At 52.6% G+C, this 16,364-nt stretch carries 12 protein-coding genes, 1 tRNA gene and 3 rRNA genes; 13 read left to right on the plus strand and 3 right to left on the minus strand.

Going from position 1 to position 16,364, the window contains the following annotated elements; translation table 11 throughout:
* Positions 1-231: 231 nt before the first annotated feature.
* The 6 genes from rbsD (at position 232) to rbsR (ending at position 6,028) form a co-directional block, all read left to right on the plus strand.
* Complete coding sequence (rbsD, locus tag RCF31_RS13075) at positions 232-651, plus strand: D-ribose pyranase (protein WP_416410898.1); 420 nt, start codon at positions 232-234, stop codon at positions 649-651.
* A 7-nt stretch (positions 652-658) separates the two neighbouring features.
* Complete coding sequence (rbsA, locus tag RCF31_RS13080; protein ID WP_416410899.1) at positions 659-2,167, plus strand: ribose ABC transporter ATP-binding protein RbsA; 1,509 nt, start codon at positions 659-661, stop codon at positions 2,165-2,167.
* Positions 2,164-3,135, plus strand: a complete 972-nt coding sequence (rbsC, locus tag RCF31_RS13085; RefSeq protein ID WP_299455783.1) for a ribose ABC transporter permease — start codon at positions 2,164-2,166, stop codon at positions 3,133-3,135. The genes rbsA and rbsC overlap by 4 nt, the downstream gene beginning before the upstream one ends.
* A gap of 26 nt (positions 3,136-3,161) precedes the next feature.
* The gene (rbsB, locus tag RCF31_RS13090) at positions 3,162-4,037 is read left to right on the plus strand and encodes a ribose ABC transporter substrate-binding protein RbsB (RefSeq protein WP_416410902.1); all 876 of its coding nucleotides are present in this window, start codon (positions 3,162-3,164) and stop codon (positions 4,035-4,037) included.
* Between the two features lie 64 nt (positions 4,038-4,101).
* Entirely contained in the window at positions 4,102-5,031 is a 930-nt protein-coding gene (gene rbsK, locus RCF31_RS13095) for a ribokinase (RefSeq protein ID WP_416410904.1), read from the plus strand.
* Positions 5,032-5,035: 4 nt separating this feature from the next.
* On the plus strand, positions 5,036-6,028 hold the full coding sequence (gene rbsR / locus RCF31_RS13100) for a ribose operon transcriptional repressor RbsR (RefSeq protein WP_416410906.1): 993 nt from the start codon (positions 5,036-5,038) through the stop codon (positions 6,026-6,028).
* On the opposite strand, the gene mdtD is transcribed toward rbsR, so the two are convergent.
* On the minus strand, positions 6,025-7,428 hold the full coding sequence (gene mdtD, locus RCF31_RS13105; protein ID WP_299455789.1) for a multidrug transporter subunit MdtD: 1,404 nt from the start codon (positions 7,426-7,428) through the stop codon (positions 6,025-6,027). The genes rbsR and mdtD overlap by 4 nt on opposite strands.
* A gap of 530 nt (positions 7,429-7,958) precedes the next feature.
* Here mdtD and RCF31_RS13110 point away from each other — a divergent pair.
* The 4 genes from RCF31_RS13110 (at position 7,959) to rrf (ending at position 13,007) form a co-directional block, all read left to right on the plus strand.
* Positions 7,959-9,500 (plus strand): 16S ribosomal RNA (locus RCF31_RS13110).
* 89 nt (positions 9,501-9,589) lie between these two features.
* Positions 9,590-9,664, plus strand: a tRNA-Glu gene (locus RCF31_RS13115).
* 216 nt (positions 9,665-9,880) lie between these two features.
* A 23S ribosomal RNA gene (locus RCF31_RS13120) occupies positions 9,881-12,785 on the plus strand.
* A 106-nt stretch (positions 12,786-12,891) separates the two neighbouring features.
* Positions 12,892-13,007, plus strand: a 5S ribosomal RNA gene (rrf, locus tag RCF31_RS13125).
* Together the 16S, 23S and 5S rRNA genes with 1 tRNA gene alongside form the textbook arrangement of a ribosomal RNA operon.
* Before the next feature lie 67 nt (positions 13,008-13,074).
* On the opposite strand, the gene mobB is transcribed toward rrf, so the two are convergent.
* Both mobB and mobA read right to left on the minus strand, forming a co-directional pair.
* Positions 13,075-13,587 (minus strand): molybdopterin-guanine dinucleotide biosynthesis protein MobB, encoded by a 513-nt coding sequence (mobB, locus tag RCF31_RS13130; RefSeq protein WP_416410908.1) that lies wholly within the window; start codon positions 13,585-13,587, stop codon positions 13,075-13,077.
* Positions 13,584-14,159 (minus strand): molybdenum cofactor guanylyltransferase MobA, encoded by a 576-nt coding sequence (gene mobA / locus RCF31_RS13135; RefSeq protein WP_416410910.1) that lies wholly within the window; start codon positions 14,157-14,159, stop codon positions 13,584-13,586. Before mobA ends, mobB begins: the two co-directional genes overlap by 4 nt.
* A 71-nt stretch (positions 14,160-14,230) precedes the next feature.
* On the opposite strand from mobA, the gene RCF31_RS13140 reads away from it, so the two are divergent.
* The 3 genes from RCF31_RS13140 to dsbA are packed head-to-tail and all read left to right on the plus strand — an operon-like array spanning position 14,231 to position 16,194.
* Complete coding sequence (locus RCF31_RS13140) at positions 14,231-14,506, plus strand: YihD family protein (protein WP_021186428.1); 276 nt, start codon at positions 14,231-14,233, stop codon at positions 14,504-14,506.
* A gap of 45 nt (positions 14,507-14,551) precedes the next feature.
* Positions 14,552-15,538 carry a serine/threonine protein kinase gene (locus RCF31_RS13145; RefSeq protein ID WP_416413256.1) on the plus strand — a complete coding sequence of 329 codons (987 nt, stop codon included), beginning with the start codon at positions 14,552-14,554 and terminating at the stop codon, positions 15,536-15,538.
* A 26-nt stretch (positions 15,539-15,564) separates the two neighbouring features.
* Entirely contained in the window at positions 15,565-16,194 is a 630-nt protein-coding gene (dsbA, locus tag RCF31_RS13150) for a thiol:disulfide interchange protein DsbA (protein ID WP_299456295.1), read from the plus strand.
* Positions 16,195-16,364 lie beyond the last annotated feature (170 nt).

Raw genomic sequence — 16,364 nt, forward strand, 5'->3', positions numbered from 1 at the left:
TACATCAGAAAACATAGTGACATAAGGCTAAGTAAGAAATTTCTTCTGAAAACCAGGGAAGTTCTTTAGTCGAAGGTAAAAGAACTCAGCTTTTCCCTGCTTAACTCAAATTTTCCCCGGTACAAGCGAAACGTTTCGATGGCGATCACATTTCCGTGATGTCGCCATTGAGTTGCGATGTACATTTTATACACTCCGGTCAGCGAAACGTTTCGCTGTGGAGTGGAAGAAATGAAGAAAGGTCGCTTGTTAAACGCTGAAATCTCTCATGTGATTGCCCGTCTGGGACACACGGATACGCTGACGATTGCTGATGCGGGGTTACCCATTCCGCTGGGGCCGCAACGTATCGATCTGGCGCTGACGCCGGGTACGCCCGAGTTTTTACAGGTTGTTGAGGTGGTAACAGAAGAGATGCAGGTCGAAAGCGCTCTGATGGCGGAAGAGATTAAGCAACACAATCCGCAGCTCCACAGTGCACTGCTCGCCGTGCTCGAAGCCTTGCAACAGCACCAGGGAAATACCATTGCCGTTAGTTACATCAGTCATGAACAGTTCAAACAACAGACTCAGCGTAGTCAGGCGGTCATTCGCAGCGGAGAGTGTTCTCCGTATGCGAATGTCATCCTGAGCGCGGGCGTTACCTTCTGAGGTCGCTATGCAACCGTTATTGCAACTCAAAGGGATTGAAAAGTCATTTCCCGGTGTGAAAGCCCTGAAAGGCGCATCGCTGTCGGTCATGCCTGGGCGTGTCATGGCGCTGGTCGGGGAAAACGGTGCCGGTAAATCCACCATGATGAAGGTGTTGACGGGTATCTACAGCATGGATGCGGGATCGCTACAGTGGCTGGGCCAGGAAACCACCTTCTCCGGGCCGAAAGCATCACAGGAAGCCGGCATCGGTATTATTCACCAGGAACTGAACCTGATCCCGCAACTGACGGTCGCGGAGAACATCTTCCTTGGGCGTGAATTTGTTAACCGTTTTGGGCGCATCGAGTGGAAAAAGATGTATGCCGAAGCGGATACGCTGCTGCAACGCCTCAACCTGCGTTTCAACAGCCATAAGCTGGTGGGTGATTTGTCGATTGGTGACCAGCAAATGGTGGAAATCGCCAAGGTACTCAGTTTTCAGTCGCGGGTGATCATTATGGATGAACCGACTGATGCGCTGACCGATACCGAAACGCTGTCGCTATTCCGCGTCATTAATGAACTGAAGGCGCAGGGCTGCGGCATTGTCTATATCTCCCACCGTATGAAAGAAATTTTCGAGATTTGCGATGACGTCACGGTATTCCGTGATGGTCAGTTTATTGCCGAACGTACGGTCAGCGAACTCAGCGAAGATAGCCTGATTGAGATGATGGTCGGGCGCAAGCTGGAAGAGCAATACCCGCATCTTGACCAGGCGCCAGGCGCGGTACGTTTGCAGGTGGAAAACCTGAGTGGCCCAGGGGTGCATGAAGTCAGCTTCACCCTGCGCAAAGGGGAAATCCTCGGCGTTTCTGGTCTGATGGGTGCGGGCCGTACCGAATTGATGAAGCTGCTATACGGCGCACTGCCACGTAGCGGCGGCAAGGTGATGCTTGATGGCCGTGAAGTCGTGACGCGCGCACCGCAGGATGGCCTGGCAAATGGCATCGTTTATATCTCTGAAGATCGTAAACGCGATGGCCTGGTGTTGGGCATGTCGGTGAAAGAAAACATGTCGCTGACCGCATTGCGCTATTTCAGCCGTGGCAACGGTAGCCTGAAGCACGCTGAAGAACAGCTGGCAGTCGGCGATTTCATCCGCCTGTTCAACGTCAAAACCCCTTCAATGGAGCAGCCGATTGGCCTGCTTTCCGGGGGGAATCAGCAAAAAGTGGCGATTGCCCGTGGGCTGATGACGCGACCGAATGTGCTGATCCTTGATGAGCCGACGCGTGGCGTTGATGTTGGTGCCAAAAAAGAAATCTATCAGTTAATCAATCAGTTTAAAGCCGATGGGCTGAGCATCATCCTGGTATCGTCCGAAATGCCGGAAGTGCTGGGCATGAGTGACCGCATTCTGGTGATGCATGAAGGCCATCTGAGTGGCGAATTTACCCGTGAGCAGGCTACCCAGGAATCCCTGATGGCGGCAGCAGTCGGTAAGCAACACAGCGAGGAGTTAGTTGTATGAGTACCCAAACCTTACCCGCCAGCCGTCGCTGGTTCAGCAAAGCTTGGTTGCTGGAGCAGAAATCGCTGATCGCGCTGATTGTGCTGATTGCCGTGGTTGCCAGCCTCAGTCCGAATTTCTTTACCGTCGCCAACCTGTTCAACATTCTGCAGCAGACTTCGGTGAACGCCATCATGGCGGTGGGGATGACGTTGGTGATCCTGACGTCCGGCATTGATCTTTCGGTTGGCTCGCTGCTGGCGCTGACCGGTGCGGTTGCTGCCTCGATCGTCGGCCACGAAGTGAATGCGCTGGTGGCAGTCGTTGCTGCGCTGGCGCTTGGCGCGGTGATCGGCGGGGTTACCGGCACCATTGTGGCACGCGGCAAAGTGCAGGCATTTATCGCCACGCTGGTGATGATGTTGCTGTTGCGCGGCGTCACCATGGTTTACACCGATGGCAGCCCAATCAATACCGGCTTTAGTGACAACGCCGATTTGTTTGGCTGGTTCGGTATTGGTCGCCCGCTGGGTATTCCGACGCCAGTATGGCTGATGGCAGTCGTATTCGGGCTTGCCTGGTACATGCTGCACCACACACGCCTGGGTCGTTATATCTATGCGCTGGGCGGCAACGAAGCGGCAACGCGTTTGTCCGGGATTAACGTTAACCGCGTCAAAATCATCGTTTATTCACTGTGCGGCATGCTGGCTGCGCTGGCGGGCACCATCGAGGTGGCGCGCCTGTCATCCGCACAGCCAACTGCGGGTACCGGTTATGAACTGGATGCGATCGCCGCTGTTGTTCTGGGCGGAACCAGCCTGGCGGGCGGGAAAGGTCGCATTATGGGGACGCTGATCGGGGCACTGATTCTCGGCTTCCTCAACAATGGACTCAATCTGTTGGGCGTCTCCTCTTACTACCAAATGATTGTTAAAGCAGTCGTCATTCTGCTGGCAGTGCTGGTGGATAACAAAAGCAGTAAATAACTCTGACCTTCACACAGGATTCATTAATGAAAAAGTTAACCGCATTGGCCGTCATTCTTGGCGCCACTCTGAGTGCCAGCGCGATGGCGAAGGATACTATCGCTCTGGTGGTTTCGACGCTGAACAACCCATTCTTTGTTGCGCTGAAAGATGGCGCACAGAAAGAAGCTGACAAACTGGGTTATAACCTGGTGGTGCTGGATTCGCAGAACAACCCGGCGAAAGAACTGGCGAACGTGCAGGACCTCACCGTTCGTGGTACTAAGCTGCTGCTGATCAACCCAACCGATTCTGACGCCGTGGGCAATGCCGTGAAGATGGCCAACCAGGCAAACATCCCGGTGATTACCCTCGACCGCGTGGCGTCACAGGGTACGGTGGTGAGCCATGTGGCATCTGATAACCGCTTTGGCGGCAAGATGGCAGGTGACTTTATTGCGAAGAAAGTCGGTGATGGCGCGAAAATCATCGAATTGCAGGGCATTGCCGGTACCTCAGCAGCGCGTGAGCGTGGTGATGGTTTTAAACAGGCTGCCGATGCACACAAATTCAATATTCTTGCCAGCCAGCCGGCTGATTTTGACCGTACTAAAGGCCTGAACGTGATGCAGAACCTGCTGCAGGCGCATCCGGATGTGCAGGCGGTGTTCGCGCAGAACGATGAAATGGCATTGGGCGCACTGCGTGCATTGCAGACCGCCGGTAAAACCGACGTGGTGGTGGTGGGCTTTGACGGCACCGCAGACGGTGTGAAAGCCGTTGAAGCGGGTAAACTGACCGCCACTGTCGCACAGATGCCTGATAAGATTGGTATCATCGGCGTAGAGACTGCGGATAAAGTATTGAAAGGTGAAAAAGTACAGTCGATCAATCCGGTCGATCTGAAACTGGTTACCAAATAACACGCGAAGAAAAGCAGGGCAACGCGCCACCGTTGGGTGGCGCACTCTTGATGGATCACTCCCTATGAGCAAAAGCGCAAAACTGGCCGTACTCGGCAGCATCAATGCCGATCACATCCTCAATCTCGCCCACTTCCCACGTCCGGGCGAAACGGTGATCGGGAAACAGTATCAGGTTGCCTTTGGCGGTAAAGGGGCTAATCAGGCGGTAGCGGCCGGACGAGCCGGTGCCGATATCGCCTTTATTGCCTGCGTTGGTGCAGATGACATTGGCGAACGCATTCGTCAGCAGCTGCAGCAGGACCGTATCGATACCGCTCCGGTAGAAACCGTGGCGGAAGAAGCCACCGGCGTGGCAATGATCTTCGTGAATGGCGAAGGTGAAAACAATATCGGCATTTATTCAGGTGCCAATGCGGCATTAACGCCGGCTTGCGTGGCGCGTCATCAAAAGGTTATCGCAGACGCGGACGCGTTGTTGATGCAACTGGAATCCCCACTGGAAAGCGTGCTGGCAGCGGCGAAAATTGCCAAAGCGCAGCAGACGCAGGTGATACTCAATCCGGCTCCGGCGACGCAGCTTTCCGATGAACTGCTTCGGCTTATCGATATCATCACCCCGAATGAAACTGAAGCAGAGATTCTGACCGGCATCGCGGTAAAAAGTGATGAAGATGCCGCACGTGCCGCCGCAGCGTTGCATGCCAAAGGTATTCAAACCGTGTTGATTACGCTGGGACGCCGCGGTGTCTGGCTGAGTGAGCAGGGCGATGGTGTGCGCATTCCGGGCTTCAGCGTGCAGGCTGTGGATACCATCGCTGCTGGCGATACTTTTAACGGTGCTTTTATTACTGCCCGTCTCGAAGGTGTTGCGATACATGATGCGGTACGTTTTGCCCATGCGGCAGCGGCGATAGCCGTTACCCGTCCTGGTGCGCAGCCCTCGGTACCCTGGCGTACTGAGATTGATGCCTTCCTGCAACAACAGGGATAAGCGCTTGGCTACCATGAAAGATGTCGCCCGTCTGGCGGGCGTCTCAACCTCCACAGTTTCGCATGTCATTAATAACAATCGCTTTGTCAGCGAGCAGGTGCGCGAAAAGGTGGATCAGGCCATTCGCACGCTTAATTACGCTCCCTCCGCGCTGGCGCGCAGCCTCAAAATCAATCAGACACGCACCATTGGTATGTTATTGACGGCCAGCAGCAACCCCTTCTATTCAGAAGTGGTGCGCGGTGTGGAGAATAGCTGCTATGAGCGAGGCTATAGTTTGATTCTGTGCAATACCGAAGGGGATGAGGAGCGCATGAATCGCAGCCTGGAAACGCTGTTGCAGAAGCGCGTTGATGGCCTGCTGATTATGTGTACCGAAACTCATCTGCCGTCGGCAGATATCCTGAATCGTTATCCGTCGATTCCGATGGTGATGATGGACTGGGCACCCTTTGAAGGACGTGGCGACATTATTCAGGATAACGCGCTGTTAGGCGGCGAGCTGGCGACGCAGCATCTGATCGATCGTGGCTATCGCCGTATCGCCTGCATTGCCGGTCCGCAGGATAAAACACCGGCGCGGCTGCGTCTGGATGGCTTCCATAAAGCCATGTCTGGCAGCGGATTGCCGGTATTGCCGGGGTATGTGGTTGACAGTGATTTTGAGTTTCAGGGTGGTTTTAATGCCATGAACCAGCTGCTGACCCTGGACCCACTGCCGGAGGCGGTATTTACCAGCAACGATGCGATGGCGGTCGGCGTTTATCACGCGCTGTTCCAGGCCGGATTGCGTGTGCCGCAGGATATCGCCGTGATGGGATACGATAACATTGAACTGTCGCGTTATCTGACGCCGCCGCTGAGTACCATCCATCAACCGAAAGATGAGTTGGGTGAACTGGCGATTGATACGCTGATTCATCGTATGAGCGATCCCGACGCCAGTCAGCAAACGCTGGTCCTGACGCCGGAGCTGGTGGAGCGAGGTTCGGTTTAAACGCCTTTCTTCTTTTTATCACGGTTGGTGATTAAATGACGGCCATCGCCATTGCGTAGCCACATAAAGGTAAAGGCGGCCAATACGGTGATCACTCCCATGGTAAGAAAGGTGGCGTGGAAATGCTGCACTGTGGTGCCGCCAAATTCCTGATAAAAGCGCAACACCGCTGCACTTACCGCGACACCAAAACTGATCGACAACTGCTGCGTTACTGCCAGCACGCTATTACCGCCGCTGGCATTCTCATCATTCAAATCGGCCAGAGTGATGGTGTTCATGGCGGTGAATTGTGTCGACATTGCCATCCCCAGCACGAATAACGCCAGCAGCAGCATTGCCACACTTCCACCTGGTGATTGCAGTGAGAAGCTGGCGATCAAAATACCGATAATCACCGAAATGCCGACCAGCGTGTGGCGGTAACCAAAGCGACGCAACACCTGGGTGACGGTGGATTTCGCCAGTAATGAGCCGATAGCGGTTGGCCCCATCATACAACCGGCAATAATCGCTGGATAACCAAATCCAACCTGTAGCATCAGTGGCATCAGGAACGGAATACAACCGGTACCCAGACGTGAAGCGATATTGCCAATGATGCCGATGGAAAACGTGCGGGTTTTAAACATCGGCAGGCTGATCAGCGGTGCCGGATGGTGACGCGCATGAACAATATATAGAAGAAGCAATAACACACCGGCAAACAACACCCCGGTTGCCTGCCACGGCGACACAATACGTTCACCAAACAGTTCGATACCGATAGAGATCAGTACCAGGCCTACGCCGAACAACACAAAACCACCAAAGTCGAAGCGGCGTTTCGGTGTGGTGAAATCCGGCATGTATTTTCGGGCATAAAAGATGCCGAGCAGACCGATGGGAATGTTAATCAGGAAGATCCAATGCCAGCTGGCATAGGTAACCAGTAAGCCGCCCAGCATTGGCCCGAGAATCGGTCCAACCAGGCCGGGCATGGTAACAAAGTTGAGGACTGGCAACAGTTCACTGCGTGGATAGGCACGTAACAGCGCCAGTCGTGCGACCGGCATCATCATCGCCCCGCCAATCCCCTGAACCACCCGCGAGAATACCAGCATGCCCAGGCTGCCTGATAAGGCGCAGGCCAGTGAACCCAACGTGAATAATGAAACCGCCAGGATAAATATTTTGCGCGTGCCGAAGCGATCGGCCAGCCAGCCACTGACGGGAATCAGCATTGCGACAGTTAATGTGTAGCTAATGACGGCGGATTGCATGGCAAGTGGGGAACGTTCAAGACTGGTTGCGATGGCAGGAAGCGCGGTGTTGAGGATGGTGGCATCAAGCGATTGCATGAAAAATGCCATAGCGGCGATCCAGGGCAACCCGGCCATACTGCGCGCGGAGCGAATCATTTAAAGTCCTTCTTTAATAAAATTCTGTTTGCAGCAGGGGAAAACTGCGATTGGACAAACAGGATAGCACCGCCATTAAACAGCATTACGATGATTTGTGCCGCGCAGGAGGCTGTTTAGGGTGTTTCTTCATCGCAAAATGTCTTCTTTTTACTCGTTCGGCTAAAAAAGTAGCGCTCAGTCAATTTTTTGCAATAAACGCTTGTCACTCAGAATTATCTCCCTATAATGCGCCTCCACTGACACGGCAAAGCGGCAACGCAGACGGGTCAGCAAGGGACGAAGTGATTCATCCCGCCGGAGAAAATCGCTGAAAAAAGTGATTGACTCTGAAGGAGGAAAGCGTAATATACGCCACCTCGCGACAGACGGTTAACCCGCTGCCCGCACTGCTCTTTAACAATTTATCAGACAATCTGTGTGGGCACTCGCAGGATTGATATCAAAAGTCCACGGACTTAAAAAATATCAAGTCTCAAGAGTGAACACGTAATTCATTACGAAGTTTAATTCTTTGAGCATCAAACTTTAAATTGAAGAGTTTGATCATGGCTCAGATTGAACGCTGGCGGCAGGCCTAACACATGCAAGTCGAACGGTAGCACAGGGGAGCTTGCTCCCCGGGTGACGAGTGGCGGACGGGTGAGTAATGTCTGGGGATCTGCCCGATGGAGGGGGATAACTACTGGAAACGGTAGCTAATACCGCATAACGTCGCAAGACCAAAGTGGGGGACCTTCGGGCCTCACACCATCGGATGAACCCAGATGGGATTAGCTAGTAGGTGGGGTAACGGCTCACCTAGGCGACGATCCCTAGCTGGTCTGAGAGGATGACCAGCCACACTGGAACTGAGACACGGTCCAGACTCCTACGGGAGGCAGCAGTGGGGAATATTGCACAATGGGCGCAAGCCTGATGCAGCCATGCCGCGTGTATGAAGAAGGCCTTCGGGTTGTAAAGTACTTTCAGCGGGGAGGAAGGGTGTGAAGTGAATAGCTTCATGCATTGACGTTACCCGCAGAAGAAGCACCGGCTAACTCCGTGCCAGCAGCCGCGGTAATACGGAGGGTGCAAGCGTTAATCGGAATTACTGGGCGTAAAGCGCACGCAGGCGGTCTGTCAAGTCGGATGTGAAATCCCCGGGCTTAACCTGGGAACTGCATTCGAAACTGGCAGGCTTGAGTCTCGTAGAGGGGGGTAGAATTCCAGGTGTAGCGGTGAAATGCGTAGAGATCTGGAGGAATACCGGTGGCGAAGGCGGCCCCCTGGACGAAGACTGACGCTCAGGTGCGAAAGCGTGGGGAGCAAACAGGATTAGATACCCTGGTAGTCCACGCCGTAAACGATGTCGACTTGGAGGTTGTGCCCTTGAGGCGTGGCTTCCGGAGCTAACGCGTTAAGTCGACCGCCTGGGGAGTACGGCCGCAAGGTTAAAACTCAAATGAATTGACGGGGGCCCGCACAAGCGGTGGAGCATGTGGTTTAATTCGATGCAACGCGAAGAACCTTACCTGGCCTTGACATCCACGGAATTTGGCAGAGATGCCTTAGTGCCTTCGGGAACCGTGAGACAGGTGCTGCATGGCTGTCGTCAGCTCGTGTTGTGAAATGTTGGGTTAAGTCCCGCAACGAGCGCAACCCTTATCCTTTGTTGCCAGCGATTCGGTCGGGAACTCAAAGGAGACTGCCGGTGATAAACCGGAGGAAGGTGGGGATGACGTCAAGTCATCATGGCCCTTACGGCCAGGGCTACACACGTGCTACAATGGCGCATACAAAGAGAAGCGACCTCGCGAGAGCAAGCGGACCTCATAAAGTGCGTCGTAGTCCGGATTGGAGTCTGCAACTCGACTCCATGAAGTCGGAATCGCTAGTAATCGTAGATCAGAATGCTACGGTGAATACGTTCCCGGGCCTTGTACACACCGCCCGTCACACCATGGGAGTGGGTTGCAAAAGAAGTAGGTAGCTTAACCTTCGGGAGGGCGCTTACCACTTTGTGATTCATGACTGGGGTGAAGTCGTAACAAGGTAACCGTAGGGGAACCTGCGGTTGGATCACCTCCTTACCTGAAGATACCTTCCTTCGAAGTGCTCACACAGATTGTCTGATGAAAACGTAATGAGCAAGACGGCTGCGAAGTCGTGACACATTCGTGTCCCCTTCGTCTAGCGGTTAGGACTCCGCCCTTTCACGGCGGCAACAGGGGTTCGAATCCCCTAGGGGACGCCACTTGCTTGGTGACAGGTGAAAGGTGTCGCTGCTCAGTATCTCAAAACTGGCTTACGAGTCACGTTTGAGATATTTGCTCTTTAACAATCCGGAACAAGCTGAAAATTTGAAACGACGCGTTGTTTCATTTCTCCGTAATAAGAAATGAAAGCGGCGCGTTCGAGTCTCTCAAAAGCTTACGATTCATAAGCGTTGCAAAACGCCTGTGGGTTGTGAGGTTAAGCGACTAAGCGTACACGGTGGATGCCCTGGCAGTCAGAGGCGATGAAGGACGTGCTAATCTGCGAAAAGCGCCGGCAAGGTGATATGAACCGCAACAGCCGGCGATGTCCGAATGGGGAAACCCAGTGCACTTGTGCACTATCGTTAACTGAATACATAGGTTAACGAGGCGAACCGGGGGAACTGAAACATCTAAGTACCCCGAGGAAAAGAAATCAACCGAGATTCCCCCAGTAGCGGCGAGCGAACGGGGAACAGCCCAGGACCTGAATCAGTTTGTGTGTTAGTGGAAGCGTCTGGAAAGTCGCGCGATACAGGGTGACAGCCCCGTACACGAAAATGCACGGACTGTGAGTCCGACGAGTAGGGCGGGACACGTGGTATCCTGTCTGAATATGGGGGGACCATCCTCCAAGGCTAAATACTCCTGACTGACCGATAGTGAACCAGTACCGTGAGGGAAAGGCGAAAAGAACCCCGGCGAGGGGAGTGAAACAGAACCTGAAACCGTGTACGTACAAGCAGTGGGAGCACCCTTTGGGGTGTGACTGCGTACCTTTTGTATAATGGGTCAGCGACTTATATTCTGTAGCAAGGTTAACCGCATAGGGGAGCCGAAGGGAAACCGAGTCTTAATTGGGCGTTAAGTTGCAGGGTATAGACCCGAAACCCGGTGATCTAGCCATGGGCAGGTTGAAGGTTGGGTAACACTAACTGGAGGACCGAACCGACTAATGTTGAAAAATTAGCGGATGACCTGTGGCTGGGGGTGAAAGGCCAATCAAACCGGGAGATAGCTGGTTCTCCCCGAAAGCTATTTAGGTAGCGCCTCGTGAACTCATCTCCGGGGGTAGAGCACTGTTTCGGCTAGGGGGCCATCCCGGCTTACCAACCCGATGCAAACTGCGAATACCGGAGAATGTTATCACGGGAGACACACGGCGGGTGCTAACGTCCGTCGTGAAGAGGGAAACAACCCAGACCGCCAGCTAAGGTCCCAAAGTCATGGTTAAGTGGGAAACGATGTGGGAAGGCACAGACAGCCAGGATGTTGGCTTAGAAGCAGCCATCATTTAAAGAAAGCGTAATAGCTCACTGGTCGAGTCGGCCTGCGCGGAAGATGTAACGGGGCTAAACCATGCACCGAAGCTGCGGCAGCGACACTTATGTGTTGTTGGGTAGGGGAGCGTTCTGTAAGCCGCTGAAGGTGGACTGTGAGGTCTGCTGGAGGTATCAGAAGTGCGAATGCTGACATAAGTAACGATAAAGCGGGTGAAAAGCCCGCTCGCCGGAAGACCAAGGGTTCCTGTCCAACGTTAATCGGGGCAGGGTGAGTCGACCCCTAAGGCGAGGCTGAAAAGCGTAGTCGATGGGAAACAGGTTAATATTCCTGTACTTGGTGTTACTGCGAAGGGGGGACGGAGAAGGCTAGGTTATCCGGGCGACGGTTGTCCCGGTTTAAGCGTGTAGGTGTGAAGACCAGGCAAATCCGGTCTTCTTTAACACTGAGGCGTGATGACGAGCCACTACGGTGGTGAAGTAACTGATGCCCTGCTTCCAGGAAAAGCCTCTAAGCTCCAGGTAACACGAAATCGTACCCCAAACCGACACAGGTGGTCAGGTAGAGAATACCAAGGCGCTTGAGAGAACTCGGGTGAAGGAACTAGGCAAAATGGTGCCGTAACTTCGGGAGAAGGCACGCTGGCATTAGGTGAAGGGACTAGCTCCCGGAGCTGAAGCCAGTCGAAGATACCAGCTGGCTGCAACTGTTTATTAAAAACACAGCACTGTGCAAACACGAAAGTGGACGTATACGGTGTGACGCCTGCCCGGTGCCGGAAGGTTAATTGATGGGGTTATCCGTAAGGAGAAGCTCTTGATCGAAGCCCCGGTAAACGGCGGCCGTAACTATAACGGTCCTAAGGTAGCGAAATTCCTTGTCGGGTAAGTTCCGACCTGCACGAATGGCGTAATGATGGCCAGGCTGTCTCCACCCGAGACTCAGTGAAATTGAAATCGCTGTGAAGATGCAGTGTACCCGCGGCAAGACGGAAAGACCCCGTGAACCTTTACTATAGCTTGACACTGAACATTGAGCCTTGATGTGTAGGATAGGTGGGAGGCTTTGAAGCGTGGACGCCAGTCTGCGTGGAGCCGACCTTGAAATACCACCCTTTAATGTTTGATGTTCTAACGTAGGCCCGTGATCCGGGCTGCGGACAGTGTCTGGTGGGTAGTTTGACTGGGGCGGTCTCCTCCCAAAGCGTAACGGAGGAGCACGAAGGTTGGCTAATCCTGGTCGGACATCAGGAGGTTAGTGCAATGGCATAAGCCAGCTTGACTGCGAGAGTGACGGCTCGAGCAGGTGCGAAAGCAGGTCATAGTGATCCGGTGGTTCTGAATGGAAGGGCCATCGCTCAACGGATAAAAGGTACTCCGGGGATAACAGGCTGATACCGCCCAAGAGTTCATATCGACGGCGGTGTTTGGCACCTCGATGTCGGCTCATCACATCCTGGGGCTGAAGTAGGTCCCAAGGGTACGGCTGTTCGCCGTTTAAAGTGGTACGCGAGCTGGGTTTAGAACGTCGTGAGACAGTTCGGTCCCTATCTGCCGTGGGCGCTGGAGAATTGAGGGGGGTTGCTCCTAGTACGAGAGGACCGGAGTGAACGCACCACTGGTGTTCGGGTTGTCATGCCAATGGCATTGCCCGGTAGCTAAGTGCGGAAAAGATAAGTGCTGAAAGCATCTAAGCACGAAACTTGCCCCGAGATGAGTTCTCCCTGACTCCTTGAGAGTCCTGAAGGGACGTTGAAGACGACGACGTTGATAGGCCGGATGTGTAAGTGCAGCGATGCATTGAGCTAACCGGTACTAATGACCCGTGAGGCTTAACCTTACAACGCCAGAGGCGTTTTGGTTGAGAGACCAGAGAAGATTTTCAGCTTGATTCATCCGGATAGATTCGTGCGGCCTGAGAGGGCGGTACGGATAAACAGAATTTGCCTGGCGGCTGTAGCGCGGTGGTCCCACCTGACCCCATGCCGAACTCAGAAGTGAAACGCCGTAGCGCCGATGGTAGTGTGGGGTCTCCCCATGCGAGAGTAGGGAACTGCCAGGCATTAATCAAGTGAAGAAGCCCTGAACGAAAGTTCAGGGCTTTTTTACGTCTTTGAATCAGAAAAAGATCATGAATTACGCAGCGAAGTAAGCCATTGGCCAATGAATTCAGCAATTTGTTCTGGCTGATTAATATCCAGAGATGTTATCGGAAGTTCCAGATCAGCATCACTTGCCACCGCGATGACATGTTCATCAAGTAAATCCTCCATCTCGCCTTTAACACCTGCTCGCCAAAGTACGATCTTTGCAATAGGCTCATCTTTAAAACCCTCAACCAGTACCAAATCCAGCATCGATTTATCCATACACGATGCCAGTTGTTCCAGGTTTAACGGCTCATCAGGTGTCTCGCACATCAAAGCCCAGCGTTGATTGCTGGCAACGATCACCTGAGCGGCACCCGCTTTTCGCAGCAAATAACTATCTTTTCCCGGCGTATCGATATCCATATGATGATGTGTGTGCTTAATCAGGCCTGGACGAATCCCCTGAGCTTTCAGTAAGGGAATGACCTTCTCTAACAACGTGGTTTTACCTGTTCCGCTCCAGGCGGCGATCGCCAGCAAAGGTATCGTCATGATGACATCTCCTCATCCCGCAGATCGTCAGGTGTATTGATATTACGAAACGCTGATTCAGGATCTGCAAAGGTCACGGCATGTCCGCCATTTTCCTGCAGGAACCGCATCAGCCGGCGTTCTCCGCTTAACAGGCTGGCTTCGAGATTATCCGCTAAACAACGATTCACCAAAGCCAGTGCTGGATGATCGCGCAGAGAGGATTTAACCCACACCGCTGATGCATCGGCTTTTTGTTGCCATAGACGTGCGACGAAATCGTCAGGAATCCATGGGGTGTCACAGGCACAGAATGCAACCCACTCGGTTTTGCTGTGGCGTAAGCCGCTTAGAATACCTGCCAGTGGGCCGGGATAATCCGCCAGTGAATCGGTAACAATCTGACAACCGCTTGCCTGATAACGATCAATGTTACGATTGGCACTTATCAACACAATATTGACCTGCGGCCGAAAACGGCGCAGAACGTGTTGATAAAGGGGCTCACCCCGCAAAAGCATCAATCCTTTATCCTCACCCCCCATACGGCGTCCCTGGCCGCCAGCCAGAATCACGCCGGTTAATGCTGTCATTTTCGTCTCCTTACTCATAGTGGACGATACTTACAGGTCGGCAGCCCAACACCTGCATAAAGGAATGAATGATGAAATACCACCGTCTCAACGAACTACTCGAACTCCTGCAACCAGCCTGGCAGAAAGAGTCTGATCTTAACCTGTTGGCATTTTTACAAAAACTGGCACAGGAATCAGGTTTCAGTGGCCCATTAAGTGAATTAACTGACGACATATTGATTTACCATCTCAAAATGCGTGATGCAGGCAGTGATGCTGAGATTCCCGGGCTGAAAAAGGATTATGAAGTGGACTTCAAAACCGCGCTATTACGCGCACGCGGTGTGATTAAGGATGATGAGTAGTGCTATCCTTGCGCATTAAAGCAAAGGTAACACACAGGCCAAATGATGAGCGAAGCAGCCTTTAATTTCCAGACACTGAATCCCGATGTCATCCTTGATGCACTTTGGGAGACAGGTCTGCGCGTCGAATCTGGCTTAACCGCCCTTAATAGCTACGAAAACCGTGTCTATCAATTCAGTGATGATGAAAAGCGTCGCTATGTGGTGAAGTTTTATCGCCCACAGCGCTGGAGTGCAGGTCAGATTTTGGAAGAGCATCAGTTTACCCATGATCTACTGGCCGATGAAGTTCCTGTTGCTGCACCTCTGGAACTGCTGGGAAGCACGCTGAACAGCCATGCAGGATTTATGTTTGCCGTATTTCCCAGTCTGGGTGGTCGGCAGTATGAAACCGATAATGAAGAACAGATGGAGTGGGTTGGCCGTTTTCTGGGGCGGATCCATCAAACAGGCCGTCAGCAGCATTTTGCGCAACGGCCGACTATTGGCCTGGATGAATATATTGTGCAGCCGCGTCAGCAGCTTGAGCAAAGCATGCTGGTACCGAATGCATGTAAAGATCCGTTGCTGGCTGCTGTAGATAAGCTGTATCACACGCTGCAGCAGCGATGGAATACGCAATGGCAACCACTGCGTTTACACGGTGACTGCCATCCCGGCAATATTCTGTGGCGTGATGGACCGATGTTTGTCGATCTTGATGATGCGCGTACCGGACCTGCAATCCAGGACCTGTGGATGTTGGTGAATGGTGATCTTCAGGAACAACGTATTCAGTGGGATATTTTGCTGGAGGCTTACAATGAATTCAGTGACTTCGATTTACATGAATTGTCACTGATTGAGCCTTTACGCGCGATGCGCATGGTTTATTATTTAGCCTGGGTCGTGCGTCGCTGGCAGGATCCAGCTTTTCCACGAGCCTTTCCGTGGATGACCGATGAGGATTTTTGGCGTCGGCAAATTGTACTTTTTACCGAGCAGGAAAAGCTGTTAAACGAACCGCCGTTGCAGCTTAGCCCGCAATATTAATGAAGCAGTCAGGAGAATTTTTCACGATGAAAAAGATTTGGTTCGCGCTGGTAGGTTTAATGCTGGCATTTAGCGCCTCAGCGGCACAATTTACCGACGGCAAACAGTATGTCACGCTGCCGAAACCTGTTGCCGGTGAACCGCAGGTAATGGAGTTTTTCTCCTTCTTCTGTCCCCATTGCTACCAGTTTGAACGTATTTACCACGTTAGCGATGCGGTGAAAAAGAATCTGCCTGCGAATACTAAAGTGACCAAATATCACGTTGATTTCCTTGGCGGTGATTTCGGTCCGGTGGTGACGCACGCATGGGCGGTGGCGATGGCGCTGGGTGTTGAAGATAAAGTTTCAGCTCCAATTTTCGATGGTATTCAGAAAACGCAGACCGTGACCGATGCGGCCAGCCTGAAAGATACTTTTATCAAAGCGGCAGGAATTTCTTCTGAAGATTACGATGCGGCGTGGAACAGCTTTGCAGTAAAAGCGCTGGTTGCTCAGCAGGAGAAAGCGGCATCTGATGTAAATCTGCAGGGTGTGCCAGCGATGTTTATTAATGGCAAATATATGGTCAACAACGGTGGTCTCGACACCAGCTCGATGGATAACTTTGTTGCCGATTACGCCAATGTCGTAAAATTCCTGGTGGAAAAAAACTAATTTAGCCAGCAAATCAACGCCGACTTAGTCGGCGTTTTTTATTATCGGACTCGCCTTTATATCCCTTCTTACTGTTAACCTTATGGTTAATATCCACATCGATGATCATCTTTTTAAAAAGATGCCCCGCATCACGGAAAGTCATTAACCTATTGAAAATATTGTTTTTT

The sequence above is a fragment of the Pantoea sp. App145 genome, from assembly GCF_047947045.1.
Lineage (GTDB): Bacteria > Pseudomonadota > Gammaproteobacteria > Enterobacterales > Enterobacteriaceae > Pantoea.